Source organism: Paraconexibacter sp. AEG42_29, assembly GCF_040581415.1.
Lineage (GTDB): Bacteria > Actinomycetota > Thermoleophilia > Solirubrobacterales > Solirubrobacteraceae > Paraconexibacter.
In genome coordinates, this window is sequence record NZ_CP114014.1 from 1,112,490 (window position 1) to 1,136,435 (window position 23,946).

Annotated in this window: 21 protein-coding genes and 1 tRNA gene; 13 read left to right on the forward strand and 9 right to left on the reverse strand. The window is 73.0% G+C overall.

The window, feature by feature from the left end; all coding sequences use genetic code 11:
• The first annotated feature begins 77 nt into the window (after positions 1 to 77).
• A complete protein-coding gene (locus DSM112329_RS05325) occupies positions 78 to 1,010 on the forward strand; it encodes a hypothetical protein (protein ID WP_354700777.1) in 933 nt (310 codons plus the stop codon).
• A 12-nt stretch (positions 1,011 to 1,022) separates the two neighbouring features.
• Here the strand turns inward: DSM112329_RS05325 and DSM112329_RS05330 are convergent, their stop codons facing one another.
• Complete coding sequence (locus DSM112329_RS05330) at positions 1,023 to 1,667, reverse strand: ATP-dependent Clp protease proteolytic subunit (RefSeq protein WP_354702442.1); 645 nt, start codon at positions 1,665 to 1,667, stop codon at positions 1,023 to 1,025.
• A 32-nt stretch (positions 1,668 to 1,699) separates the two neighbouring features.
• On the opposite strand from DSM112329_RS05330, the gene DSM112329_RS05335 reads away from it, so the two are divergent.
• The gene (locus DSM112329_RS05335; protein ID WP_354700778.1) at positions 1,700 to 2,086 is read left to right on the forward strand and encodes a hypothetical protein; all 387 of its coding nucleotides are present in this window, start codon (positions 1,700 to 1,702) and stop codon (positions 2,084 to 2,086) included.
• Positions 2,079 to 3,026: a hypothetical protein gene (locus tag DSM112329_RS05340; RefSeq protein ID WP_354700779.1), complete on the forward strand. Its 948-nt coding sequence runs from the start codon at positions 2,079 to 2,081 to the stop codon at positions 3,024 to 3,026. Before DSM112329_RS05335 ends, DSM112329_RS05340 begins: the two co-directional genes overlap by 8 nt.
• On the opposite strand, the gene DSM112329_RS05345 is transcribed toward DSM112329_RS05340, so the two are convergent.
• Positions 3,016 to 4,017: an aldo/keto reductase gene (locus tag DSM112329_RS05345; RefSeq protein WP_354700780.1), complete on the reverse strand. Its 1,002-nt coding sequence runs from the start codon at positions 4,015 to 4,017 to the stop codon at positions 3,016 to 3,018. The two genes, DSM112329_RS05340 and DSM112329_RS05345, sit on opposite strands and share 11 nt — an antisense overlap.
• A gap of 33 nt (positions 4,018 to 4,050) precedes the next feature.
• Here DSM112329_RS05345 and DSM112329_RS05350 point away from each other — a divergent pair, with 33 nt between their 5' ends.
• Genes DSM112329_RS05350 through DSM112329_RS05360 form a run of 3 tightly spaced genes read left to right on the forward strand, consistent with a single transcriptional unit; the run spans position 4,051 to position 5,937 of the window.
• A complete protein-coding gene (locus DSM112329_RS05350) occupies positions 4,051 to 4,920 on the forward strand; it encodes an EamA family transporter (RefSeq protein ID WP_354700781.1) in 870 nt (289 codons plus the stop codon).
• 49 nt (positions 4,921 to 4,969) lie between these two features.
• Positions 4,970 to 5,530, forward strand: a complete 561-nt coding sequence (gene pgsA, locus DSM112329_RS05355; protein ID WP_354702443.1) for a CDP-diacylglycerol--glycerol-3-phosphate 3-phosphatidyltransferase — start codon at positions 4,970 to 4,972, stop codon at positions 5,528 to 5,530.
• Positions 5,527 to 5,937 carry a hypothetical protein gene (locus tag DSM112329_RS05360; protein WP_354700782.1) on the forward strand — a complete coding sequence of 137 codons (411 nt, stop codon included), beginning with the start codon at positions 5,527 to 5,529 and terminating at the stop codon, positions 5,935 to 5,937. Before pgsA ends, DSM112329_RS05360 begins: the two co-directional genes overlap by 4 nt.
• Before the next feature lie 49 nt (positions 5,938 to 5,986).
• Here the strand turns inward: DSM112329_RS05360 and DSM112329_RS05365 are convergent, their stop codons facing one another.
• Both DSM112329_RS05365 and mptA read right to left on the reverse strand, forming a co-directional pair.
• Positions 5,987 to 8,485, reverse strand: a complete 2,499-nt coding sequence (locus tag DSM112329_RS05365; RefSeq protein ID WP_354700783.1) for a diguanylate cyclase — start codon at positions 8,483 to 8,485, stop codon at positions 5,987 to 5,989.
• A gap of 77 nt (positions 8,486 to 8,562) precedes the next feature.
• A complete protein-coding gene (gene mptA / locus DSM112329_RS05370) occupies positions 8,563 to 9,564 on the reverse strand; it encodes a GTP cyclohydrolase MptA (protein WP_354700784.1) in 1,002 nt (333 codons plus the stop codon).
• Positions 9,565 to 9,895: 331 nt separating this feature from the next.
• Here mptA and rpoD point away from each other — a divergent pair, with 331 nt between their 5' ends.
• From rpoD to DSM112329_RS05385, 3 genes are all read left to right on the forward strand, one after another.
• The gene (gene rpoD / locus DSM112329_RS05375; RefSeq protein WP_354700785.1) at positions 9,896 to 10,987 is read left to right on the forward strand and encodes an RNA polymerase sigma factor RpoD; all 1,092 of its coding nucleotides are present in this window, start codon (positions 9,896 to 9,898) and stop codon (positions 10,985 to 10,987) included.
• Positions 10,988 to 11,454: 467 nt separating this feature from the next.
• A complete protein-coding gene (locus tag DSM112329_RS05380) occupies positions 11,455 to 12,036 on the forward strand; it encodes a glutathione peroxidase (RefSeq protein ID WP_354700786.1) in 582 nt (193 codons plus the stop codon).
• 72 nt (positions 12,037 to 12,108) lie between these two features.
• Positions 12,109 to 12,190 (forward strand) — tRNA-Tyr (locus tag DSM112329_RS05385).
• Between the two features lie 59 nt (positions 12,191 to 12,249).
• On the opposite strand, the gene DSM112329_RS05390 is transcribed toward DSM112329_RS05385, so the two are convergent.
• Positions 12,250 to 13,242: an aldo/keto reductase gene (locus tag DSM112329_RS05390; RefSeq protein ID WP_354700787.1), complete on the reverse strand. Its 993-nt coding sequence runs from the start codon at positions 13,240 to 13,242 to the stop codon at positions 12,250 to 12,252.
• Positions 13,243 to 13,316: 74 nt separating this feature from the next.
• On the opposite strand from DSM112329_RS05390, the gene DSM112329_RS05395 reads away from it, so the two are divergent.
• Positions 13,317 to 13,598: a UBP-type zinc finger domain-containing protein gene (locus DSM112329_RS05395; protein WP_354700788.1), complete on the forward strand. Its 282-nt coding sequence runs from the start codon at positions 13,317 to 13,319 to the stop codon at positions 13,596 to 13,598.
• A 15-nt stretch (positions 13,599 to 13,613) separates the two neighbouring features.
• On the opposite strand, the gene DSM112329_RS05400 is transcribed toward DSM112329_RS05395, so the two are convergent.
• Both DSM112329_RS05400 and DSM112329_RS05405 read right to left on the reverse strand, forming a co-directional pair.
• Positions 13,614 to 14,207: a hypothetical protein gene (locus DSM112329_RS05400; protein WP_354700789.1), complete on the reverse strand. Its 594-nt coding sequence runs from the start codon at positions 14,205 to 14,207 to the stop codon at positions 13,614 to 13,616.
• Between the two features lie 277 nt (positions 14,208 to 14,484).
• Positions 14,485 to 15,108 (reverse strand): TetR/AcrR family transcriptional regulator, encoded by a 624-nt coding sequence (locus DSM112329_RS05405; RefSeq protein WP_354700790.1) that lies wholly within the window; start codon positions 15,106 to 15,108, stop codon positions 14,485 to 14,487.
• A gap of 121 nt (positions 15,109 to 15,229) precedes the next feature.
• On the opposite strand from DSM112329_RS05405, the gene nirB reads away from it, so the two are divergent.
• The 3 genes from nirB to DSM112329_RS05420 are packed head-to-tail and all read left to right on the forward strand — an operon-like array spanning position 15,230 to position 21,689.
• Entirely contained in the window at positions 15,230 to 17,713 is a 2,484-nt protein-coding gene (gene nirB, locus DSM112329_RS05410; RefSeq protein WP_354700791.1) for a nitrite reductase large subunit NirB, read from the forward strand.
• Positions 17,710 to 18,057: a Rieske 2Fe-2S domain-containing protein gene (locus DSM112329_RS05415; RefSeq protein ID WP_354700792.1), complete on the forward strand. Its 348-nt coding sequence runs from the start codon at positions 17,710 to 17,712 to the stop codon at positions 18,055 to 18,057. The genes nirB and DSM112329_RS05415 overlap by 4 nt, the downstream gene beginning before the upstream one ends.
• Positions 18,058 to 18,059: 2 nt before the next feature.
• Positions 18,060 to 21,689 carry a molybdopterin-dependent oxidoreductase gene (locus DSM112329_RS05420; RefSeq protein WP_354700793.1) on the forward strand — a complete coding sequence of 1,210 codons (3,630 nt, stop codon included), beginning with the start codon at positions 18,060 to 18,062 and terminating at the stop codon, positions 21,687 to 21,689.
• Between the two features lie 89 nt (positions 21,690 to 21,778).
• Here the strand turns inward: DSM112329_RS05420 and DSM112329_RS05425 are convergent, their stop codons facing one another.
• Together DSM112329_RS05425 and DSM112329_RS05430 are read right to left on the reverse strand one after the other, a co-directional pair.
• Positions 21,779 to 22,747 carry an alpha/beta hydrolase gene (locus DSM112329_RS05425; RefSeq protein ID WP_354700794.1) on the reverse strand — a complete coding sequence of 323 codons (969 nt, stop codon included), beginning with the start codon at positions 22,745 to 22,747 and terminating at the stop codon, positions 21,779 to 21,781.
• A gap of 24 nt (positions 22,748 to 22,771) precedes the next feature.
• Complete coding sequence (locus DSM112329_RS05430; RefSeq protein WP_354700795.1) at positions 22,772 to 23,908, reverse strand: FUSC family protein; 1,137 nt, start codon at positions 23,906 to 23,908, stop codon at positions 22,772 to 22,774.
• Positions 23,909 to 23,946 lie beyond the last annotated feature (38 nt).

Genomic DNA, 23,946 nt, shown 5'->3' on the forward strand with positions numbered 1-23,946 from the left:
CGCGACGTCCGTCTGCGGGCGCACGGCGGCGCCGCGCACGCGCAGGATCGCTCCGGCCGGTCGCTAGCGTCGCCCCGATGCACGTTCGTGTCCGTCCGTTCCTCGCCGGCGCAGCGGCCGCAACCGCCGCCCTCGCCGCCGCCGGCAGCGACGGCGCCGAAGCCCTGGCCGCGCCGGCGACCCCGACCGGGACCCGGACGCCGGCCACCCTGCCCGAGGGCATCGCGATCCCGGCCGGCGCGCGGCCGCTCGCGCCGACGCTGGTGCTGGCCGGGCTGGGCGCCGCCGCACTCCCGGACACCCGGACGCTGCTCACCGTCACCGGCAACCCGGCGACGGTGTGGCGCGCGTTCGCCGGCAGCGTCGCGAAGGCGTTCCCGGCGGAGCGCATCGACCCGGACCGCCTCATCGGCTGCGCGAACGACGCGGACGACGGCTTCGCGTGCACGATCGCGCTGGACCGGCGCGAGCCGGGGACGAAGGACCGGCTGACCGTCGTCGCCAGGATCGCGACCCTGCCTGACGACGTGACCGGGCGCTACGTGATCGAGGTGACCACCGACCGCGACGGGCGCGCCGGCACGGCCGAGACCTACGGCACCGGCGGCGGACCGACGTCGACCGCCGCCGCCTTCCCGGCCGTGAAGCAGACACGCCGGGCGACGAAGGCCGGCGACCCGATCGCGCCGGGCCGCGTCGACGACCGCTACCGCGTGCTGCACGGCAGCACGCTCGTGTCGGTCTGGGGCCCCGGGAGCCTCACCGGCGGCTTCGACGCCCTGCTGAAGGTCAGGCCTGGGACGACGGTGGTGGCCGTCGGCTCCGCGTACGCCCGCCAGTCACGGCAGGACAAGGGCGGGACGCTCGTCTACCGCGCGCGCCGCGGCGCGACCAGGGTCACCCGCTGGGTGCCGCCGGCGGGTGCGGGCGGGTACTCCCCGGAGATCGTCGCCGTCGACGCCCCTGGGACCACGCAGGACTTCGTGTACTACTCGCTCGCCGAGGACTGACGAGCGGCCGGCCTAGTGGGTCGAGAGGACCCGGTCGATCATCCCGTACTCCATCGCCTGCTGCGAGGAGAAGAAGCGGTCGCGCTCCATGTCCCGGTGGACCTCTTCGGTCGGCTTGCCGCAGTGCTTCGCGTAGATCTCGTCGATCCGTGCGCGCGTCTTGAGGATCTCGCGGGCGTGGATCTCGATGTCGGTGGCCTGGCCCTCGAAGCCGGGGGACGACGGCTGGTGGATCAGGATCCGCGAGTTGGGCAGCGCCATGCGCTTGCCGGGTGCGCCGCCGGCCAGCAGCAGCGAGCCCATCGACATCGCGATGCCGCAGCAGATGGTCGACACGTCGGGCTTGATGAACTGCATCGTGTCGTAGACGGCCAGGCCCGCGTAGATCGACCCGCCCGGCGAGTTGATGTAGATCGAGATGTCCTTCTCGGGGTCCGCGGACTCCAGGTGCAGCAGCTGGGCGACCACCAGGTTCGCGAGCGTGTCGTCGACCGCGGAGCCGAGGAAGATGATGCGGTTGTTGAGCAGCCGCGAGAAGAGGTCGTACTCGCGGTCGCCGCGCGCGGTGCGCTCGACGACGGTGGGAACCAGGGGCATGTGAAGCAGCCTAGCTACCTGCGCGCGGGCGACGGCGCCCGGCGCGACCGCGTGCAGCAGATCATCGTGGCCGCGAAGTAGCATCGCCCGCCATGACGGGGGGCCGCCATCGGTGGATCGCAGGGATCCTCCTGTCGGCGCTCGTCCTGCCGGTCGCGCTGGACGCCGACGTGTGGCCCTACACGTCGCTGCAGCTGTTCTCGAAGGTCCGCACGAACGAGCTGCCGAGCTACCACCTGCTGGGCGACGGGCGGCCGGTCCGCAGCGTCGACGGCGTTCCGCGCCTGGGCTCGACCGTCAAGAGCATCGGCGAGGAGGAGGACGCGGCGGTCTGCGAGCGCCTGCGCGGGCGCGTGCACGCCCGCCGGCTCAGCGGCGAGACCGTGTATCGCGACATCGCGACGGACCGGTTCATCCGCCGCGAGGAGCGCTGGTCGTGCGACCCCACCGGCTTCCGGGTGGTGGAGCACGATGATTGACCGCTGGTTGCTGCGGCCGTCGACCGCCGAGCACCTCGCGGCGCTGCGCATCGGCCTGTTCGCCGTCGTCCTCGTCCGCGTCCTCGCGACCGACTGGCGCGGCCTGGCCGACGACGCGCTGCTGCAGCCGCTCGGCGTCGCGCACGTCTGGTCGCTGGTGCCCCACACGGCGCTGGTCGTGCTGGCGCTCGAGGCCGTCGTGGCGGTCGCCTGCGTCCTCGCCGTCGTGGGTGTCGGCGCCCGGGTGGCCATGCCGCTGGCGTGGTGCGGCTTCCTGCTCCTGAGCGGCCTGCACACGAGCCAGGGCAAGCTGATGCACAACGACGTCCTGCTGCTGGTCGCCGCACTGCCCGTCGCGCTCGGACCCGCCGCGGACGCCTGGGTCTGGCGCCGCCGGGACGCGGCGCCGGCCGAGCCGCGCGGGACCCCGACCGCGTACGGCTTCTGGACGAACCTCAGCATCGCGTCGGTGGCGCTCGTCTACGGCCTGGCCGGCCTGCAGAAGCTCCGCCACAGCGGCCCGGAGTGGGTCTTCAGCGACAACCTGCGCAACGTCCTGCTGGGCTCGACCAACGGCCGCGACCCCGGGTCGATCGCCCATGACCTGGCCGACGCGCCGTCCTGGGCGCTGCGAACGGTCGCCGCCGCGACGTTGCTCTTCGAGCTGTCGTTCCTGCTCCTCCTCAGCCACCGGATCCGGCGCTGGGGTGCGTTCTGGGCGCTCGGCGCGGCCGGCATGCACGCCGGTATCGGTGCGGCGATGGGCCTGGACTACACCCGCTGGATCGCAGTGGACCTGATCGTGCTGGTCCCGTGGGCCACGGCGTTCGCCGTCCGTTTCCCCGCCGCCGGCGACGGGGAAACCGACGGTCGACGCCGCGGGCGGGCCACCCGCGCGCCCGCCGCCCGCGCGCCCGCCGTGCGTCCTCCTACAGGTTGACCCCGGCCATCCCGCCTGCGTCGTAGCGGTCGCCGGCGACCGTCGGCAGCGACTCCGCGATCCGCTCGCGGTCGGCGGCGTCGAGCGTGAGTTCGACGGCTGCGGCGTTCTCCTCGACGCGCTCGGGCTTCGTCGTCCCCGGGATCGGCGCGATGTCCTCGCCCTGGCTCAGCACCCAGGCGAGCGCGAGCTGCGACGGCGTCGCGTCCTTCTCCTCGGCGATCGCCTTGATGACCTCGACGAGCTCGAGGTTCTTCGCGAAGTTGTCCCCGGCGAAGCGCGGGTTCACGCGGCGGAAGTCGCCGGGGTCGAGGTCGTCGATCGACGTGATCGCGCCGGACAGGAACCCGCGGCCCAGCGGCGAGTACGGCACGAACCCGATGCCGAGCTCGCGGACCGTCGGCAGGATCTCGTCCTCGACGTCCCGCGACCACAGCGAGTACTCGGTCTGCAGCGCCGTGATGGGGTGGGTGGCGTGGGCGCGGCGGATCGTGTCCGGCGCCGCCTCGGACAGCCCCAGGTGGCGGACCTTGCCCGCGCTCACGAGCTCGCCCATCGCGCCGACCGTCTCCTCGATCGGGACGTCCGGGTCCACCCGGTGCTGGTAGTAGAGGTCGATGTGGTCGACGCCCAGCCGCTTCAGCGAGCCCTCGACGGCCTCGCGGACGTACTCGGGCCGGCCGTTGATCGCACGCTTCTTGGGGTCGTTCGGGTCACGCTGGATGCCGAACTTCGTGGCGAGGACGACGCTTTCGCGCCGATCGGCGATCGCCTCCCCGACGAGGCGCTCGTTCGTGTGCGGCCCGTACATGTCGGAGGTGTCGAGGAAGACGACACCCAGGTCGAGCGCGCGGTGGATCGTCGCGATCGACCGCGCGTCGTCGCGCGTGCCGTAGAAGTCGGACATGCCCATGCAGCCGAGGCCGAGGGCGGAGACCTGCAGGCCGCCGTCGTGGCGGCCGAGGGTGCGGGTGGGGACGGATGTGCTCATCCCTCCACCATAGGAACGCCATGATGCGGGCCGATGCCTGCCCGTGTCCCCGCCTGGCTGATGGTCCTGGCCGCCGCGATCTCGATCCAGTTCGGGGCGGCGATCGCGGCGACGCTGTTCGACGACATCGGCCCGGCCGGGGTGAGCCTCCTGCGCCTGGGCTTCGCGGCGCCGATCCTGCTGCTCGTCTGGCGGCCGCGGGTGAAGGACTACGCGCGCGGCGATCTGCAGCTCGCCGCTGCGTTCGGGCTCGTGCTGGGCCTGATGAACCTGTTCTTCTACCTCGCGCTGGACCGCATCCCGCTCGGCATCGCGGTGACGATCGAGTTCGCCGGCCCGCTGGCGGTCGGCGTGTTCGGCTCGCGCCGGCGGGTCGACGTCGCCTTCGCTCTCCTCGCCGCGCTCGGAATCGTGCTGCTGGCCTCCGCGGACGGGACCGAAGGTGAGGGCCTGGACCCGCTCGGCCTGTTCTTCGTCGGCATCGCCGCGGTCTGCTGGGCGGCGTACATCCTGCTCGCGCAGCGCGCCGGCCAGCGGTTCACGGGCGGCCGGGGCCTGGCGCTCGCCTCGGTGGTGGCCGCCGCCGTACCGCTCGTGCCCGGCCTGGTCGAAGGCGGCACCGACCTCATCGATCCGACCCTGCTCCTGGCCGGGCTGGGCATCGCGCTGATGAGCTCGGTGATCCCGTACTCGCTGGAGACCGAGTCGCTGAGGCGCCTGCCGGCGAGCGTCTTCGGCGTCCTGATGTCGCTCGAGCCGGCGATCGCCGCGATCGCCGGGTTCGCGATCCTGGGCCAGGCGCTCGGGATCCGCGAGTGCGTGGCGATCGGGTTCGTCGTCGCCGCCAGCATCGGCGTCACCCGCGGCGCCCGGCCGTCGTCCGCGGTCCCCGTCGACGGCTGACGCCCTCGGGGTGCCGACCGCTCATACTTGCGGGCGCTCCGTGTTCACCCTGAACCTGCCCAACGCGCTGACGGTCTTCCGGATCCTGCTGGTCCCGGTCCTCGTCGTCGCGCTGCTCGACCAGACGCCGAATGGCGACCTCGTCGCCGCCGTCGTCTTCGCCGTGGCGTCGATGACCGACGCCGTCGACGGCTACATCGCCCGCGCCCGCAACTCGATCACGAACTTCGGGAAGCTGATGGATCCGATCGCGGACAAGCTGCTGATCCTCGCCGCGCTGATGGCGCTGGTCAGCCTGGACCGCGTCGCCGCGTGGGTGGCGACCGTGATCATCGCCCGCGAGTTCGCCGTCACGGCCACGCGCATGGTCGCCACGCAGCAGGGCGTCGTCATCGCCGCGAACTGGTGGGGCAAGGTCAAGACGATGGTCCAGGTCGCCTGCGTCTTCTTCCTGATCGCGATCGACGGATCGCCGGCCTGGCTTGACGCCCTGGTCTACGGCACCGTCGCCATCACGATCGTCTCCGGCATCGACTACTTCTTCGGGCTGCGACGCCTCATGCGCGAAGCCGAGGAGCGACGCCACCACCCTGTCGGAGGAGAAGCATGAAACTTGCCGGCGCTCTCATCGCGTTCGCGTCGCTCGCGACCGTCATCGCGTTCATCGCTGCGCTCAGCGGCTCCAAGGACGACCTCCCGGGGGACCTGCGCTCGTGCGTCAAGCGCGGCGACGCGGTGATCGTGCACGGGCAGGCGAACCTCGGTGCGGCGCGACAGGAGATCCGGGCGAAGTCGCTGACCAAGCTGCGCACGGCGCGGCGGGGGGACGACACGATCATCCTGATGGCGGGGCAGCGCTTCCGCCTGATGGTGCTCGCCAACGACACCTCGCCGACGCTGGCCGGCGATCTGCCCAAGCGGCTGTACGAGCACGCGGACGAGTTCCCGCTGGTCGCCATCGAGGTCGATCCGATCAAGGGCGTCCTCGGCGACTGCATCGGCATCGTCGGGCTCTGACCGCCGGGCCACCAGGCCACTGGCCGCCGCGCCGGCGACGACCGGGTTCCTACCGCAGCGCGACTGCGGCCACGGGGACGTCGTCCAGCTCGCCGGCCGCCCAGAGCTCGCCGAGCAGGTCGACCGCCGCCGGGTCGAACTGCCGCCCGCGCTGCCCGCGGACCTCGGCCCACGCGAGCTCGGGCGGCATGGGCGCGCGGTAGACCCGGGCTCGCGTCATCGCGTCCCAGGCGTCGGCCAGCGCCAGCAGGCGTGCGCCCGCCGGAACCCCGCCGGCCCGCAGCCCGTCCGGGTAGCCACGCCCGTCGTGCCGCTCGTGGTGGCCACGGACCCACGCCGCCTGCTCGGCGCCCAGCACCTCGCTGGCGATCTGCGCCCCGAGGTCGGCGTGGCGGCGCACGAGCGCCATCTCCGCCGCGCTGAGGCGCCCCCGCTTGAACAGCACGGCGTCGGGGACGCCGATCTTCCCGACGTCGTGCACGAGCGCCGCCTCGCGCAGCAGGGCCACCCGGGCGGGGGTCCAGCCCGCGACCTGCGCGAGGCGGACCGCCAGCTCGGCGACCCGCTCGGAGTGCAGCGTCGTCGACGGGTCCTTCGCGTCGATCGCCCGGGCCAGCGCCCGCACGCCCGAGAGCGCCTGGGACCGCGCGAGCCGGTCCGCCCGCTCGGCGGCGCTGAGCTCCTCCACGATCTCCGGCGTGTAGCGGAAGGCGACATTGCGACCGTGCGCCTTGGCCCAGTAGAGCGCCCCGTCGGCCAGCCGCAGCAGGCCCTCGGCGCTGGCCCCCAGCGCGAGGTCGCAGGTGCCGGCGGACGCGGTGATCGGCCCCAGGTCCCCGAAGTCGCCGTGGACGATCGAGCGGCGCATGCGGTCGGCGGCGGCGAACGCCCCGAGCCCGTCGACCTCCGGCATGATCACCGCCAGCTCGTCGCCGCCCACCCGGCCGACCGGCTCCCCGTGGCGCGCCGTCGCCCGGAGGCAGCGCGCGGCCTCGGCGAGGACGCGGTCGCCGGCCGCGTGGCCGTGCGCGTCGTTGACCGCCTTGAAGTGGTCGATGTCGAAGACCGCGACCGCCAGGGCACGGCCGTGGCGCTCGGCCCGCTCGACCTCCTCGTGCAGGCGCTCGTGGAACGCGCGGTGGTTCAGCAGGCCGGTGAGCGGGTCCGTGGTGGCCTGGGCGGTGAGCCGCTCACGGGACTGGGCGTTGGCGACCGCCAGCGACACGAGGCCGGCGAACCGCTCCACGCGCTCCTCGGTGTCGGCGGGCAGCGTCGTCCGGGACGTGGTCGCGACGATCACGGCACCCCAGACCTCGTCGGCGACGACGACGGGGGCGCCCACCCGCTGCAGGAACGGCAGCAGGCTCGGGGCCGGGACCTCGCGCTCGTCGTGGCGCGTCGTGCGTCCAACGCGGACCTGCGCCGCCAGGCCGCCCGGCTCGATCGGCATCACGGCGTTCGCCCGGCCGGGACGCGAGAGGCGGCCGAACTCGCCGTGCACCAGGACCGTGTGCTCGTCCCGGAAGTGCACGACGACCCCGAGGTCGAGGTCCAGGAGCTCCGCGATCTCGCGGGCGGCGAGCGCGAAGGTCGGCTCCGCCGCGATGTTCCGCGCCGCCGCCTCGGCGACGCGGCGCAGCGCCGCCTGCTCGTCGGCGAGCGCCCGCTTGGCCTGCTCGCTGCGGGCGAGCCGCAGGCCCGCACGGCGGCGCTCGCCGGTGATCGACGCGAGCAGCAGCGTGGTCAGCGCGGTCACCAGGATGAACCCCTGCGAGGTCAGCAGGCTGCTGGTGACCGTGTCCTGCACGAACGGCCCGTTGCCACGGGCCGCGTGTCCCACGGTCAGCGCGGACAGGATGAGCGCGACGCCCGCGGCGCCGCGCGGCCCCAGGCGCAGACCTGCCCAGATGAGGATCGGGAAGACGGCGTACACCTGCGTGTCGGGGGTGCCGAGGACGACGGTGCCGATGCCGGCCGCGGCGGCCGGCACGAGCAGCTCCTCCGTCCGGGACGCGTGCCCGCGCTCGCGCCGGACGAGGACGAGCGGTGCCGTGCAGAGCGCCCCGCAGACGTTGCCGAGCCACCACAGCCCCGCGGTGGGCAGCGCGTCGGCGGACGCGACGACACCGGTCAGCAACAGCCCGCCGACCCCGCCGAGCGCGCTGGCCGCCGCACCCACGCAGACCGCACCCGCGAAGACGACGACGTCCTGCGGCGCCCCGAACCCGGTGTCCACGCGGCGGCGCCGCAGGATCGTCACGGCGATCAGCGGCTCGAGGACGTTGCCCGCGATGATCAGCGCGACCGCGAGCGCGGGGATCGGCCGGGAGCCGTTCGCCACGACACATCCGATGACGATCCCGGGCAGTGCCGCGGTGCCGAAGCGGATCGTGGCGACGAGCGCGATCGCCGTCGCGGGCCAGACCGGGCACGCGGTCCCGGAGACGACGGCTGCGTGGAACGCGAGCTGCGCGCCCGCGACGTAGAGCGCGGCGACGAGCAGCGTGAGACCGGCGAGACGGCCGGGAGACAGCTGGCGCGGCAGCACGACACGGTCGTCGGCCGGCGGGCTGCGTTCTTTAGCGGACCCGCTTGGGCCCGGTCACCCGCCGCGGGAGCGAGCGGTCAGCGAGGCCCGTCGAGGAACTCCCGCATCGTCGTGTGGCGCGGCAGGTGCGCCCCCGACTCGAGCTCCTCGCGGAGCTCGGAGAGCAGGCCGGTGCGCTCGGCGACGACGTTGTGCTGGTGGATGGTCTCGAGGTTCTCCTGGCGGGCCGACAGGAACACCTCGCCCGGGAGGTCCGCGTACCGCGCGAGGGCGCCGCGCAGCGCCTCGCGGACGCAGTCCTCGACGAACCGCGGTCGCGAGTGGGCCTTCTCGACGACCGTGCCCTCGTCGCTGCGCTTCATCAGCTCGTAGATCTCGGACGACATCGACTCCTCGACGATCGCCACCAGGTCGGTGGCGTCGACGTTCGCCTCGACGCCCTCCGGCAGCCCGATGTGCAGCGTGCCCAAACCGCGCTGGTTGTGGGTGGCGACCGGGACGGACTCGAAGATGCGCTCGATCTGGTCCTCGGTGAAGCCGTCGGCGGCGAGCCGCTCGTGCGCGCGTCCCTGCAGGACGCCCTGTGCGCACGGGCACGCCGTCATGCCGTGGGCGGTCACGCCCACCATCCGGCGCGTGCCGGCCGCCGACGCGACCGCGACGCCGTACAGCGTGTAGATCTCCTGCGAGGTGATGCCGGACACCGGGGCGGGCTTGTGCTCGGGATAGCGCGCCTCGATGGTCACCTCGGCGCGCTGGGCGTCCTGGCGTTCGCGCACGATCTCCGCGATGCGCTCGGCGAGGGACTCGGCGCGGAACGCGGACTCGCCCAGGATGACCTCACCGATGGCGTCGTTGACGACCTCCTCGAAGCGACTCATGTGCGCGCCCTTCTGCTGCGGACCGAGGTCGACGAAGCAGTTCAGCGTCGCGTAGAACAGCTGCTCGTCGCCGTGATCGTCCCGGATGCGGATGACCTTCTCGACGCCGGTGACGCCGACACGGGACAGGGAGACCTGGAGGCCCGGCAACGACGCCTGCACGTCGGGACCGGACAGGGCAGAGGAAGAAGGGTTCATGGGCTGGGCCGTTGAGGGTAGCGATGCCCGGTCCCGGCACGGTGACAGGGTGTCGAGCGGCGGCTCGTGGCTTCTGCGACTTGTGCTATCACTCCGGGATAGCTGATAGCCCCTCCGGAGATAGCCGAGAGGACGACACGGCTCAGCACCTCGCGGGAACACCCGCGGCTCGCACGTCGCAGACGCGCACTCACAGCAGCACCGCAGGAACTGATGAGGGACATAGGAGGGTCGGGCCTGGTATGGGGCCGCCCACGAACTGCTTGAGTGAGGGACGGGGTTGAGGAAAGAAAGCACTGCACTGCTTGCTGATGAGGCGCCCATCTTCGAGATGGACGAACTCCGGCAGCTCATCGCCGACGGTCAGGAAAAGGGAGCCCTGACCATCGATCAGATCACCGCCGCTTTGGAAGAGGTGGAGGTCTCGAAGGAGCAGGTCAGCGAACTGCATGCGTACCTGGTCGACCAGGGCATCGAGATCGTGACGAAGGACGGCAAGCTCGCGACCAGCGAGAACGGGAAGATGGAGGCGGCCGCCGAGGCGCGCGCGTCCCAGCAGCCCGCGCCGAAGAAGCCGCAGATCGACCTCACGGTCGAGCCGTCGCTGGACTCGCTGCGGCTGTACCTGCGCTCGATCGGCAAGGTCAACCTGCTGACGGCCGAGCTCGAGGTGTCGCTGGCCAAGCGCATCGAGCGCGGCGACATGGACGCGAAGCAGCAGATGGTCGAGGCCAACCTGCGCCTCGTCGTGTCGATCGCCAAGGGCTACCTCGGTCGTGGCCTGACGTTCCTGGACTTGATCCAGGAGGGTTCGCTGGGCCTCATCCGCGCGGTCGAGAAGTTCGACTACCGCCGCGGGTACAAGTTCTCCACGTACGCCACGTGGTGGATCCGCCAGGCCGTCACCCGCGCCATCGCGGACAAGGGGCGGACGATCCGCATCCCGGTCCACATGGTGGAGAAGCTCAACAAGGTCGTGCACGTCGAGCGTCAGCTCGTGCAGTCGCTCGGCCGTGAGCCCACTCCGGAGGAGATCGCCCATGAGCTCGAGTGCACGGTGCGCGAGGTCCGCGACATCATGCGGATGAGCCAGCAGCCGATCTCGCTGGAGAAGCCGATCGGCGAGGAGGAGGAGTCCGAGCTGGGCGACTTCGTCGAGGACGCCAACGCGGTCTCTCCGTTCGAGCTCGCGTCGGACACGCTCCGCAAGGAGAACGTCCACCGCGCCCTCGCCACGCTCCCGCAGCGTGAGCGCGAGGTCATCGAGATGCGGTTCGGCCTCACCGGTGGCCGCCCCCGCACGCTCGAGGAGGTCGGTCGTGCGTTCAACGTGACGCGCGAGCGCATCCGCCAGATCGAGAACCACACGCTCAAGAAGCTCGAGTCGCTGCCCGAAGCGCAGCGTCTCCGCGACGCGTCCTAGACGCGCCGCCTCTCCTTGAGGGAGGAGACGACATGAAGGGCCGGCCATGTGCCGGCCCTTTGTCGTTGTGGGCGGTGCTGCCTGCCAGCGCGATCGGGACTGGAGCCGTGCCCCGGAGCCGTGGAAGGTTTCGGGCGTATTCCTCGCCGAATCCTCCGCGGAGACATGAACGCCTACCCATCCCCGGCGGTCCACCGGGCCGCGAGCCGTGCGATCCACCACTCGTCCCGCCCCGGCCAGCCGCCCGCCCCACGCCCGCACCCGAGACCTCCCAGCGCCCGCCGCCATCTGCAGCCCGCAGTTCGCAGCGCCGCCACGGCTGGGACAGTCCTCGGCGTCAGCACCACCAGCACGCGAGCACCAGGTCCTCGGCGCCAGCGCCACCGACCCCCGACCACAACCGCCCTTCCCGCGCGAACGCGGGAGGTCCTGAACCGATCTCCCGCAGTCCTCGTATCTTCCGGTGCATGCACCGCCTCCTCGCGCTCCTCGTCGTCGTCGCCCTGCTCGCCACCGCCGCGGTGCTCGTGTCGAGCGACGACGGCGGGACCACCCCTGCGGCCGCCGCCACCGGCAAGCGCCAGGTCCTGGTCGGCAAGGCCAAGAAGCTCACCGGCGGCGTCGTGTCGCTTTCGCGGTACCGGGGTCGGGTCGTGCTCGTCGTCAACACCGCCTCGCAGTGCGTCAACACACCGCAGTTCGGCCAGCTCGAGACGCTCTACAACCGCAAGCGGGGCAAGGGCCTGCTGGTGCTCGGCTTCCCGTCCGGCGACTTCGGCGAGCAGGAGCTGACGGACGCCGGCGACATCGCCGCGTTCTGCAAGCGGAACTTCGGCGTCTCGTTCCCGATGTTCGCCAAGACGCACGTCACGGGCGCCCGGGCGCACCCGTTCTACAAGCGCCTGATCCGCGAGGCCGGCTCGCCGAACTGGAACTTCGGGAAGTACCTCATCGATCGCAAGGGCCACGTCGTCAAGCGCTTCGACGCCTACATGTCGCCGAGCGACCCGACGATCGTCAAGGCCATCGACCGGCAGCTGAAGCGGTAGCCCGGCCAGGCCCCGCGCGCGCTCCTGCGGCACGCCGCCCCGCGCGCAGGATCGCTACACTCCGCGCCCCCCGGCGGGATTCCTGAGCGGTCAAAGGGGCGCGGCTGTAAACCGTGTGGCTCTGCCTTCGGAGGTTCGAATCCTCCTCCCGCCACCTGTATGACGAAGGGCCCCGCACGGGGCCCTTCGTCGTTCACGGCAGCCCGGCGGTGATCAGGTCCAGCTGGGCATCATCGCCTCGGGGTAGCGGCTGCCGAACGCACCCTGCGGCACGATCTCCTTGATGCGCGCGAGCGTCGCGTCGTCGAGCACGACGTCCGCCGCCCCGACGTTCTCCTCCAGCCGCGTCTGGCTGCGGGTTCCGGGGATGGGGACGACGTCGTCGCCTTGCGCGAGCAGCCACGCCAGCGCGAGCTGCGCCACGCTGATGCCCTGCTCGGCGGCCAGCGCGCCGAGCTGCTCGACGGCGGCGACGTTCTTCTCGTAGTTGCCCGGGAGCCACTGCTCCGACCAGCTGCGCATGTCGTCCTCCGGGTACTCGGCCGCCGGCTTGAAGTCGCCGGTCAGGAACCCGCGGCCCAGCGGCGAGTACGGGACGAAGCCGATGCCGAGCTCGCGCAGGACGGGGAGGACGTCCACCTCCACGGCGCGCTCGAAGATCGAGTACTCGGTCTGCAGGACCGAGACCGGCTGCACCGCGTGCGCCCGCCGGATGATCTCGGGCCCGGCCTCCGACAGGCCGAAGTACCGGACCTTGCCCGCGTCGATGAGCTCCTTCACCGCGCCCGCCACGTCCTCGATCGGGACGTCGGGGTCGACCCGGTGCTGGTAGAGGACGTCGATGTGGTCGGTCTGCAGGTACCGGAGGCTGTTCTCCGTGACCTCGCGGATGTGCTCGGGCCGGCTGTCGAGGACGGTGCCGACCTGCGCCGGATCGCTCAGGTCGAAGCCGAACTTCGTCGCGATGACGACGTCGTCGCGGACGTCCTTCAGGGCGCGGCCCACGAGCTTCTCGTTGCTGCCGGTGCCCATCCCGTAGAGCTCGGCGGTGTCGAAGAACGTGACGCCGAGCTCGTGGGCGCGGCGGAGCGTGGCGACGCTCGCCTCCTCATCGCCGCCGGGGCCGTAAGCCATGGTCATGCCCATCGTCCCGAGCCCGAGGGCCGACGCGGTGAGGCCCTGCTGTCCGAGGCTGCGCTGCTGCATGCGATCCGTCTCCTTCGCGAAGTGAACTAACTGTTTGGTTAGTTAGATGGTAGCGCCCCGGCTAGGCTCTCACCATGGCCGCGACCTGCACGCACCTGGACACGATCGAGCACACCGAGGGGCGGGGCGACGACGCCGGCTGTCCCGACTGCCTGGCGGTCGGCGGGACCTGGGTCCACCTCCGGCGCTGCACGGCGTGCGGCCGCGTCGGCTGCTGCGACAGCAGCCCGAACACCCACGCGACGAAGCACCACGCGGCGACGGGCCACCCGGTCATCCGCTCGATCGAGCCGGGCGAGCAGTGGCTCTACTGCTACCCCGACGACATCGCCTTCACGGTCGACGGGGTGCAGTGACGCAGGCGTCCGCCTTCAGGGCGTCGTCGTGCCGCCCTGCTGCTGCAGCTGCTCGACGGCGTTCGCGAGCTCGTCGACGCGCGTGCTGAGGGCGCTCACGTCTGCCCCCGCGTCGCCGTCGCCACCGTCGGGCGCCTGCTCGCCGAGCTTGTCCACCGCTTCGCGCAGGCTCTGAAGGTCGCTCGCCTTCGCCGCGCCGTCGACCTGCTCCTTGAGCGCATCGAGGTCGGCCGTGTCCGCGCTGCCGGACGACGAGCCGGAGCGCAGCTTCTGCACCTGTCGGCTGAGCCGGTCCACGCGGTCGTCCAGCTGCGAGCTGCTCGCGCTCGAGCTGCCGCCGGACCCGTCGTCGTCGCCGGCCTGGCTCAGGGCGTAGAAGCCCAGGAGCAGCGCGGCGACGGTCACGAGCGCCACGCCGATCAGCGTGGCGCGGAGCGTGCGGACGGTCGCGGCGAGGTTCTCGAACGCGAGCGCGTCCACGCCCTGGCCGCGGTAGCCCTGCGGATCGGCGGGCGGCCGCGGGTCGACCGGCTGCCGCGGGCGGGCGGCGCCGGCGGGCGGAAGGTGGCGGGTGGGCTGGTCGGCGGGGTCCCAGGGATCGTTGGGCATGCGGCTCCTCTGCGTCGTGACGACGGTCGCCGGGGTGACTACCCGGCCGGGGCCGACCTCATCCGCGCCGTCCGCGTTACAAACCGCGCGCTTGACCGGTAAGTCTGTTACGGTCGGCGAGGAGAGAGGGAAGTCCTCGACGACGGGTGCATCCTCCGGGAGCGCCACGTGGTCCGGTGCGGCGTGTGGGCCTGTGACCTGCGGAGCGATCCGGCGGTCACGGGCCCCGCTGCCGGTTTCCGACGGACGGACGGACGGGCGCCGCCGGCCGGCAGCTTCAGTAGATCCCGACATCTGCTGCTGGGGCGCCTTCGCGTGGGCCGGCGGACTCGGTCGCGGCGACCTGTGCGAGCGCCGTGGCCAGGACGGCCGCGAGGCGCTCCCGCTCGGCCCGCCGCCACGGTGCGTTGATGGCCAGCGCGACCGCGGCGCCGTGCAGGGCGACCGCGAGCGTGTGCGCAGGGTCCTCCCCGGACGGCGTCCGCGGCAGGTCGCGTCGCAGCGATGCCGCGATCCAGGCCGGCACCCGATCGAGCGCGCCGTCGACGGCGGCTGCGACCGACGAGCTGCGGTGCCGGGCGGTGACGTGCAAGAGCCGGAATGCGTCCGGATGGGCCCGCGCGTGGTCGATCATCGCCAGCGCGATCGCCTGCGTGCGAGCGACGAGGCCCAGGTCGCGCGCCGGGAGGTCGGCAGCGTGCAGGCGGTTCAGCAGGCGCTCGACCTCGGCCTCCACGCACGCCAGGAAGACCGCGTCCTTCGACCGCCCGTGGGCGTACAGCGTCGGCTTCGCGATGCCCGCCCGGCGCGCGACGTCGGCGGCGCTGACGCCGTGTAGACCGTCGGGTGCGAACGCTGCTGCGACGGCTCTCGTATCGATCCTGGAACGCGGCCGTGACATGGTCCAAACAGTGTGAACCTGAACCGGGTGGTTCACATTCGACCGGCGGGTGCCAGGTGGGACACCAGGTTCCGACCGGTTGTCGTAGATCCAGTGCCAGAGCCTCTCCAAGCTGGACTTCATGGCTGCGCTGCGCATCATCACGGACGGCGGACAGGGACCGGACGGCGGCTCACGCCCTGTTTCCGGGCCCATTCTGGTCATCGGCGGCGGCATCGCCGGACAGGCCGTCGTCGAGCAGGTCCGCGACCGCGACTCGCGCGTCCCCATCACGTTCCTGTGCGGCGAGGACCGGCTGCCCTACGACCGCGTCTCGCTGTCCCGGATCCTGGCCGAGGGCGAGGACCCCGCGGTCCTGCAGCTGCGGCCCGACGCGTGGTACGCCGACCGCGGCATCGACGTCCGCCTGAACGCGTGGGTCACCGCGGTGGACCCGGACGCCGGCACCGCCACGCTGGCCGGCGGCGAGACGCTGCCCTTCGACCGTGCCGTCCTGTGCACCGGCAGCGACGCCTTCGTCCCGCCGATCCCGGGCGCGGACGCCCCCGGGGTGGAGGTCTTCCGCGGGCCGGAGGACTGCGCGGCGATCGCCGCGGCGGTGACCGCGGCCGGCGCCCGGCGCGCGGTCGTCATCGGCGGCGGGCTGCTGGGGCTCGAGGCCGCGTACGGCATCGCGACGCTCGGCTGTCCCGTCACGGTCGTCCACCTCATGGATCGGCTGATGGAACGCCAGCTCGACACCGGCGCCGCCGAGCTGCTGGCGCCCGCGATCGAGGGCCTGGGCGTCGACGTCCTGCTCGAGACGTCGACCGCGAACATCACCGCAGGTCCTGACGGCCGCGCGAACCGGCTGGCCTTCGCCGACGGGACCGAGCTCGAGACCGACCTGGTCGTCGTCGCGGTCGGGATCGCGCCGCAGGCGGACCTCGCGCGGCAGACGGGCCTCGCCGTCGAGCGCGGCATCGTCGTCGACGACCGCCTCGTCACCTCGCACCCGAGGATCCTCAGCGTCGGCGAGTGCGCCCAGCACCGCGGCGTCTGCCACGGCATCGTCGCCCCGATCCACGAGCAGGCAGCGGTCGCGGCCGACACGCTGACCGGCGTCGCCGACTCGGCGTACCTGGGCTCCGTCCCGAGCGCCAAGCTCAAGGTGATGGGCGTGGCGCTCGTCACCGCGGGCGCCGCGGCGGGCGAGCGCGAGGTCGTCGTCGCGGACAGCGGCACCTACCGGAAGCTCGTCGTCGACGCCGAGGACCGCGTCATCGGCACCGTCCTGCTCGGCGACACGCGCGGCGCGGAGCTGCTGCTCGACGCCGTCAAGACGGGCCTGGTCGCCGCCGACCCGCTGCAGCTGCTGGCCGAGGCCAGCCAGGCCACCGCCGCCGAGCTGCCCGACAGCGCGCAGATCTGCAACTGCAACGGCATCTGCAAGGGCGACATCCTGAAGGCGATCTCAGGCGGCGACCTCGGGTCCACGCAGGAGGTGGTGTCCGTCACCCGCGCCGGCGCCGGCTGCGGCTCGTGCAAGCCGCTCGTCACCGAGCTGCTCGCCCACGCCCGCGGCGGCGCCGTCGAGGAGGCGACGTACCTGTGCCCGTGCCGCAAGCTCACCCGCGAGGAGCTGGCCGGCCGCGTCCGCGCCGAGGGCATCGAGGCGGTCAGCGAGCTCGCCGCGTCCTGCGGCGCCGGCCGCGACTGCGGCGCCTGCAAGCCGGGGCTCGCCTACCTGGTCTCCGAGATCAACGGCAACCAGCACCGTGAGGAGCGCCACGCCCGGTACATCAACGACCGCGTCCACGCGAACATCCAGAACGACGGCACGTTCAGCGTCGTCCCCCGGATGCGCGGCGGCGTCACGACCCCGGACGAGCTGCGCCGGATCGCCGACGTCGCCGACAAGTACGACATCCCGACCGTGAAGGTGACCGGCGGGCAGCGAATCGACCTGCTCGGCATCAAGAAGGAGGACCTGCCCGCTGTCTGGGAGGAGCTCGACATGCCCTCCGGTCACGCGTACGCGAAGTCCGTGCGGACCGTCAAGACGTGCGTGGGGACGACCCACTGCCGCTTCGGCCTCGGCGACGCGATGCGCGTCGGCATCGAGCTCGAGACTGCGATGGAGGGGCTGTACACACCCGCCAAGGTCAAGGCCGCGGTCACCGGCTGCCCGCGCAACTGCGCCGAGGCGTACGTCAAGGACATCGGCCTCGTCGCGGTCGAAGGCGGCTGGGAGGTCTACGTGGGTGGCGCCGCGGGGGCGTCCGTCCGCAAGGGTGACCTGCTCGCCACGCTCCAGACCTCCGAGGAGGCCAAGCGGATCGCCTACGTCTTCCTGCAGTACTACCGCGAGCACGCGGACTACCTGGAGCGCACCTACGCGTATATGGAGCGCGTCGGCCTCGAGGCCGTCCAGGCCGAGGTGATGGACCCGGCCAAGCAGGAGGAGTACCTCGAGCGCTACCGGATCGCCAAGGCCGCAGCCGACCCCGACCCGTGGCGCGAGCGGCACGCACCCGTGCACCCCAAGCAGTTCGCCGAGCTCGACACCGAGCCCGCACTGCTCCCGATGATGCCCGTCGGCCCGCCCGCCGAGGCCACGCGATGAGCTTCGAGTCCGCCTGGATCCCCGTCGGCCGCGCCGACGACGTCCCCCTCCTGGAGGGCCGCTCGGTGATGGTCGGATCGCGGCGGGTCGCGATCTTCCGCATGCCGACGGGCTGGGCCGCGATCGACCACGCCTGCCCGCACAAGGGCGGCCCGCTCGCCGACGGCCTGGTCGCGGACGCGTGCGTCACCTGCCCGCTGCACGGCCGGCGCTTCGACGTCTTCACCGGCCGGCAGGTCGGCGGCGACGACGTGGTCGCGACCTACGAGGTCCGTGAGTCGGGCGACGGCACGCTGGAGCTGCTGGTGCCCGCGGACCTGATGGTCGGCGCCGAGGCCGCGTAGTGGTGCGCAAGGTCAGGACGCAGTGCCCGTACTGCGGGGTCGGGTGCGGGCTCGTCGCCGAGGTCGAAGGTGGCCGCGTCCTGTCGGTCGCGGGCGACAAGCTGCACCCCGTCAACCGCGGGGCGACCTGCCGCAAGCCGTTGCGGCTGCCCGAGGCCGTCCACGCCGAGGACCGCGCTGTCGTCCCGCTGCAGCGATCGGGTGCCGACGCCCGCTGGGAGCCGGTGGGCTGGAAGGCGATCATCCCGAAGCTCGGCCGCCGGCTGCAGGCGATCATCGATGAGCACGGCCCCGAGTCCGTCGCCTTCTACATCTCCGGCCAGCTGCTGACCGAGGACTACTACGTCATCTCGAAGCTCGCCAAGGGCTTCCTCGGGACGAACAACGTCGATTCCAACAGCCGCCTGTGCATGTCCTCGGCCGTCGCCGGCTACGTCGCGTCGCTCGGCTCGGACGGCCCGCCCTCGTCCTACGCCGACCTCGCCCAGACCGACTGCATGCTCGTCCTCGGGTCCAACACCGCGGCCTGCCATCCGATCGTCTGGTCGAAGATCCGTGCCCGTCAGGCCGAGGGCGCGAAGCTGATCGTCGTCGACCCGCGCCGGACCGCCACCGCCGAGGCGGCCGACCTGCACCTCGCGGTCCGGCCCGGCGCCGACCTGCCGCTGCTGGCGGCGATGCTCGGCGTGATCGAGGCCGAGGGGCTGACGGACGCGGCGTTCGTCGCCCGCCACACCGAGGGCTTCGCCGACGCGCTCGCGGTCGCCGGCGAGTGGCCCGTCGAGCGCGCCGCCGCCGCCACCGGGATCCCGGCCGCGCTGATCGTGGACGCGGCACGCACGTTCGGCACCGCGGGCCGTGCGATGGCGCTGTGGTCAATGGGCGCGAACCAGTCGACCGTCGGCACGCTCAAGAACCGCGCGCTGACGAACCTCTGCCTGGCGACCGGCAACATCGGCCGTCCGGGGACGGGCCCGTTCTCGCTGACCGGGCAGCCGAACGCGATGGGCGGCCGCGAGGCGGGTGGGCTGTCGACCCTGCTGCCCGGCTACCGCAGCGTCGAGGACCCCGAGCACCGCGCGCAGATGCGGCGACTGTGGGACATCCCTGCGGACGCGCCCGGCATCTCGCCCGCGCCGGGCATCCCCGCGACCCAGCTCGTCGAGGCACTCGAGGCCGGGACGGTCAAGGCCGTCTGGATCGTCGCGACGAACCCCGTCGTCTCGCAGCCCGACGCGCAGCGCTTCACCGCCGCGCTGCGCCGCGCCGACCTGGTCGTCGTGCAGGACGCCTACCATCCGACCGAGACCTCGAGTGTCGCCCACGTCGTCCTGCCCGCGGCCCAGTGGCCTGAGAAGGAGGGGACGATGACGAACTCCGAGCGCCGTGTCGCGCTCGTGCGCAAGGCGATCGACCCTCCAGGCGACGCCCTGCCCGACTGGGAGATCTTCGCGCGCCTGGGTCGCGCGATGGGACACAAGGCGGCCTTCGGCTGGAAGTCGGCCGCGGAGGTCTTCGCGGAGTACGTCACGACCACCGAGGGTCGCCTGTGTGACCAGACCGGGCTCTCGCACGAGCGCCTGCGACGAGAGGGCGCGCTGCAGTGGCCGATCCCGGCGCGCGGGGCCGACGGCGAGGACCACGCCGGCACCGAGCGCCTCTACGCCTCGCGCCGCTTTCCGACGCCGACCGGCCGCGCGCGCTTCGCCGCCGCCGCCCACCAGGAGCCGTTCGACACGCCCGACGACGACTACCCGCTCGTGCTGACCAGCGGCCGCGTCGCGCACCAGTGGCACACGATGACGCGCACGGGCAAGGCGAAGGACCTCGTCGCCGCCGAGCCGGAGCCGTTCGTCGAGCTGCACCCGGCCGACGCCGAGCGCGCCGGCGTCACCGACGGGGACCGCGTCCGGGTCCGTTCGCGCTGGGGCCGGGCGATGCTCCGCGCCCGCGTGACCGACGCCATCGTCGAGGGGGCGGCGTTCGCGCCGTTCCACTGGGGCGCGCTGAACCTGCCGCCGGGGGCCGGTGCGCTGAACGCCGTCACCGCGCGGGCGATCGACCCGGTCTCCAAGCAGGCCGAGCTGAAGGCGACCGCGGTCTGCGTGGAGCCTGTCGCGGTGGCCGAGCGTGCCGACGGGACGGTCGGCCGTCCCCGGTCGGCGCCAGGGGAGGGCGGTGGGCCGGCGCGTCGGCGACTCGTGGTCGTCGGCACCGGCATGTCCGGCATGGCGACGGTCGAGGCCGCGCTGGCTCATCACGGCGGCGACGCGTGGGACGTCACGATGATCGGCGCCGAGCCCGAGCTGCCGTACAACCGCGTGATGCTCAGCAAGCTGCTGGCCGGCGCGATGGGCGAGGCCGAGCTGCACCTGCGCCACCGCCCGTGGTTCGCGGGCCGCGCCATCACGCTGCGCTCCGGCGAGACCGTCCGCGCCGTCGATGTCGCCGCGCGCGAGGTCGAGTTGTCCGACGGCGAGCGCGTCGCCTACGACCGGCTCGTGATCGCGACCGGCTCCCAGCCGGCACGCCCGCCGATCCCGGGCGTCGGACTCGACGGCGTCCTCACCTTCCGGTCGCTGGCGGACGCCCGCGCGATCCTTGCCGCCGCGGCGGGGGACGACGCCCGTTCGGCGGTGGTGATCGGCGGCGGCCTGCTCGGGCTCGAGGCCGCCCGTGGCCTGCGCGCCCGGGGCCTGTCCGTCACGGTCGTGCACCTCGCAGGCCGCCTGATGGAGCAGCAGCTGGACCCGCTGGCGGCCCAGCTGCTGATCCGGTCGCTCGCGGAGCTCGGGGTGGGCCTGCGGCTGGCCGCGTCGACCGACGCGATCGTGGCCGGGGACGACGGCCGCGTGGCGCACGTGGTGCTGGCCGGGGGCGAGGAGCTGCCCGCCGACCTCGTCGTCGTCGCCACCGGTGTGCGGCCCGACGTGCAGCTGGCACGGGACGCGGGCCTGGAGGTCGACCGCGCCATCGTCGTCGACGACGAGCTGCGCACCAGCGCCCCGGGCGTCTACGCGGTGGGGGAGTGCGCGCAGCACCGCGGCCTGGTCTACGGGCTGTGGGCGCCGCTGCTCGAGCAGGCCAAGGTGGCGGGCGCGTCGCTGTGCGGGCAGCCGGCGGCGTTCCGGGGAGCGGTCCCGGCGACGACCCTCAAGGTCGCAGGCATCGACCTGTTCAGCGGCGGCCGGGCGACGGCGCAGGACGACGACGACGAGCTGCTGGCGCTCGACTCCCGCCGCGGGGTCTACCGCCGGCTGCTGGTCCGGGAGGACCGGCTGGTCGGGGCGATCCTGCTCGGCGACCTGCGCGAGGCACGCACGCTGCGCGAGCTGCTGGCCTCCGGCGACCCCGTCCCCGACGCCCTGCTGGCGGGACCGTCGTCGACGGAGGGCGACGATGCGGTGGAGGTCCCGACCGACCCGCACGCGACCGTCTGCTCCTGCATGAACGTCGAGCGTGGTGAGATCGGGCGCATCATCCGCGACCGCGGGCTGACCACCGTCGAGCAGGTCGCCGAGCACACGCGGGCGTCGACAGGCTGCGGCGGCTGCCGGTCGGACGTTGCGGCGATCCTGGCGGTCGAGCGGGCGGCGAGCGTCGAGCCGCTGGTGGCGGTCCACCGCGGCTGACTGGGGGCGGGTGCGGGGCCGCCGAGTGATACCTGACGCACGGACGGGTGCGCACCAGCTATCACTCGGCAGCCTGCGACCGACGCCGTCTACTCGTCCAGGAACGCCTGCAGGTCGGCGTTGAACTGCGCCGGCCGCTCCAGCATCGGGACGTGGCCCGTGTCCGCGTAGACGACCTTGCGCGCGTTCGGGATCGCGTCCTCGTAGGCCGCCGCGCTGCTGACGGGGACCAGGTAGTCGGTGTCGCCCCAGACGATCAGCGTCGGGCAGGCGATGTCCGGGACGCGGTCCTTGAAGTCGTACTTGGCGAGCTCGACGGCCGCGGGCGCCGCACCGCGCTTGCCTGTGCCGCTGATCAGCTCGCGGACGAGCGCGGGGTGCAGACGCCGGGGGTGCGTGCTGACGAAGCCGAGCGCCAGGCGGCGGCCGTTGCGGCGACGCGACAGCGCCATGGCGAGCGGGTCAGGGACGCCGCCGAGGCCGAACAGCACCCGGCCGATCGCCACGCCGGACGGATGCGCGATGAGCTCGGTCGGCAGGCCGATGTACCGCCCGGCCATCCCCGCCGCGGACACGAGCACGAGCCGCTCGACGCGCTGCGGGAAGCGGATCGCGAGCTCGGCGGCGACGAACCCGCCCATCGAGTTGCCGACGACGCAGGCCGCGGCGACCCCGAGGTCCTGCAGGATCGCGTCGACCGTCCGGGCGTAGCCGCTCATCGAGATGCCGTTCGACGGGAACTCCGACCGTCCGAACCCCGGCAGGTCGAGGGCGATGCAGCGGCGCGTCCCCATGAACTGCGGCAGCTGCTCGAGCCAGTGCTGCCAGCACGCCGAGTGGCCATGGATGAAGACGAGCGGCGTGGCGTCGGCAGCGGAATTCGAACCCCGCCCACCCACACCCGTGTCCACGACGTTCACGGCCGTTCCCTCGTGATGGTGCCAGGACAGGTACTGCGACCAGTCCACGTCGAGCCAGGCGGGACGCGGACCGGAGCCGTACTCGCCGGGGTCCGGGATCGTGGCGGTCGGGGTCCGTCGGCGGGTGGCGGTGGCCATCGCCGGACGGTACCGGACCGCTCGTCAGCCGCCGTCGTCCGCGGCCCGGCGAACGGCCGCGCGGACGTCCTCGACCGCCTCCGCGTCCGTCGCCCCGAGGCCCTTGAGCAGGTCGGTGGCCATCGCGCGGACCTGCCCGACGATCACCGACGCCGACAGGTTCCCGGTCCGCTCCAGGCCGAGGGTCGCGAGCCCTGCGGCCTTCAGCGCGTGCTCGCGGGCCCGCGCGGCGCGCGCGTCGTCGACGGGGTCGGGCGCCAGCGCCACCATCGCCGACGCGAGCTCCCGCAGCGCCGCCGGGGTCTCCGGCGGGACGTGGGCGGCGAGGTCGACGGCGCGCACCCCGCCGCGGGCCAGGACCCTCAGGTTCCGCACCGCTAGGTCGATCTGCTCCGCCTCGCGCCGATAGCGCTCCAGACGGTCGCGGTGGCTGCGCCGCAGGGGCGAGAGCGCCGCGACCTCGGCGCCGGCCTCGGACGCCTCGGCGAATCGCATCATCATCGGGTCCAGCCCGCGCGCCCGGACGAGCGCATCGACGATGGCGTCGTGGTCGGCGGCCTCGACCGCCGAGGCGACGTCCCGCAGGACGGCGGCCAGCTCCTCCAGCAGCGGCGTCGCGGCGCGACGCGCCATCCGCTCGGGGTTCACGGGGGAGAGGACGAGGTTCATGAACAGCGCGATCCCCCCGCCGATCAGCGCGTCGACGGCGCGCGCCAAGGTGAGCTCGTCCGGGACGGCGATCGTCGCCACGAGCGCCGCCGACGTCGCGGCCTGCGAGACCACCAGCCGCGAGCCCCCGAGGACGATCGCCGCGCTCATCGCGAGCCCGATCACGAGCGCGATCTGCAGCGGGCCCGTGCCCAGCGCCAGCGTGATGAGGTCGGACACGAGGACGCCCACCGCCACGCCGAGGACGATCTCTACCGCCCTCCGGGTCCGTTGCCCGTAGGTGATCCCGAGCGCGATGATGGCGCTGACCGGGGCGACGAACGGGCCCGCGTGGCCGACGACGTCACGGGCGATCGTGAACGCCGCCGCGGCGGCCACCGCCGTCTGCAGCACAGCCGGCAGGACGGCCCACAGCAGGCCCAACCGCGCGCGGACGGTCACCCGCGAGCGCTCGGCCGCGTTGTCCAGCAGCTGTGACGTACGGCTGCGCATCGGCTCCATCATCGCGCGCGCTCTGCGACACTGCCGCC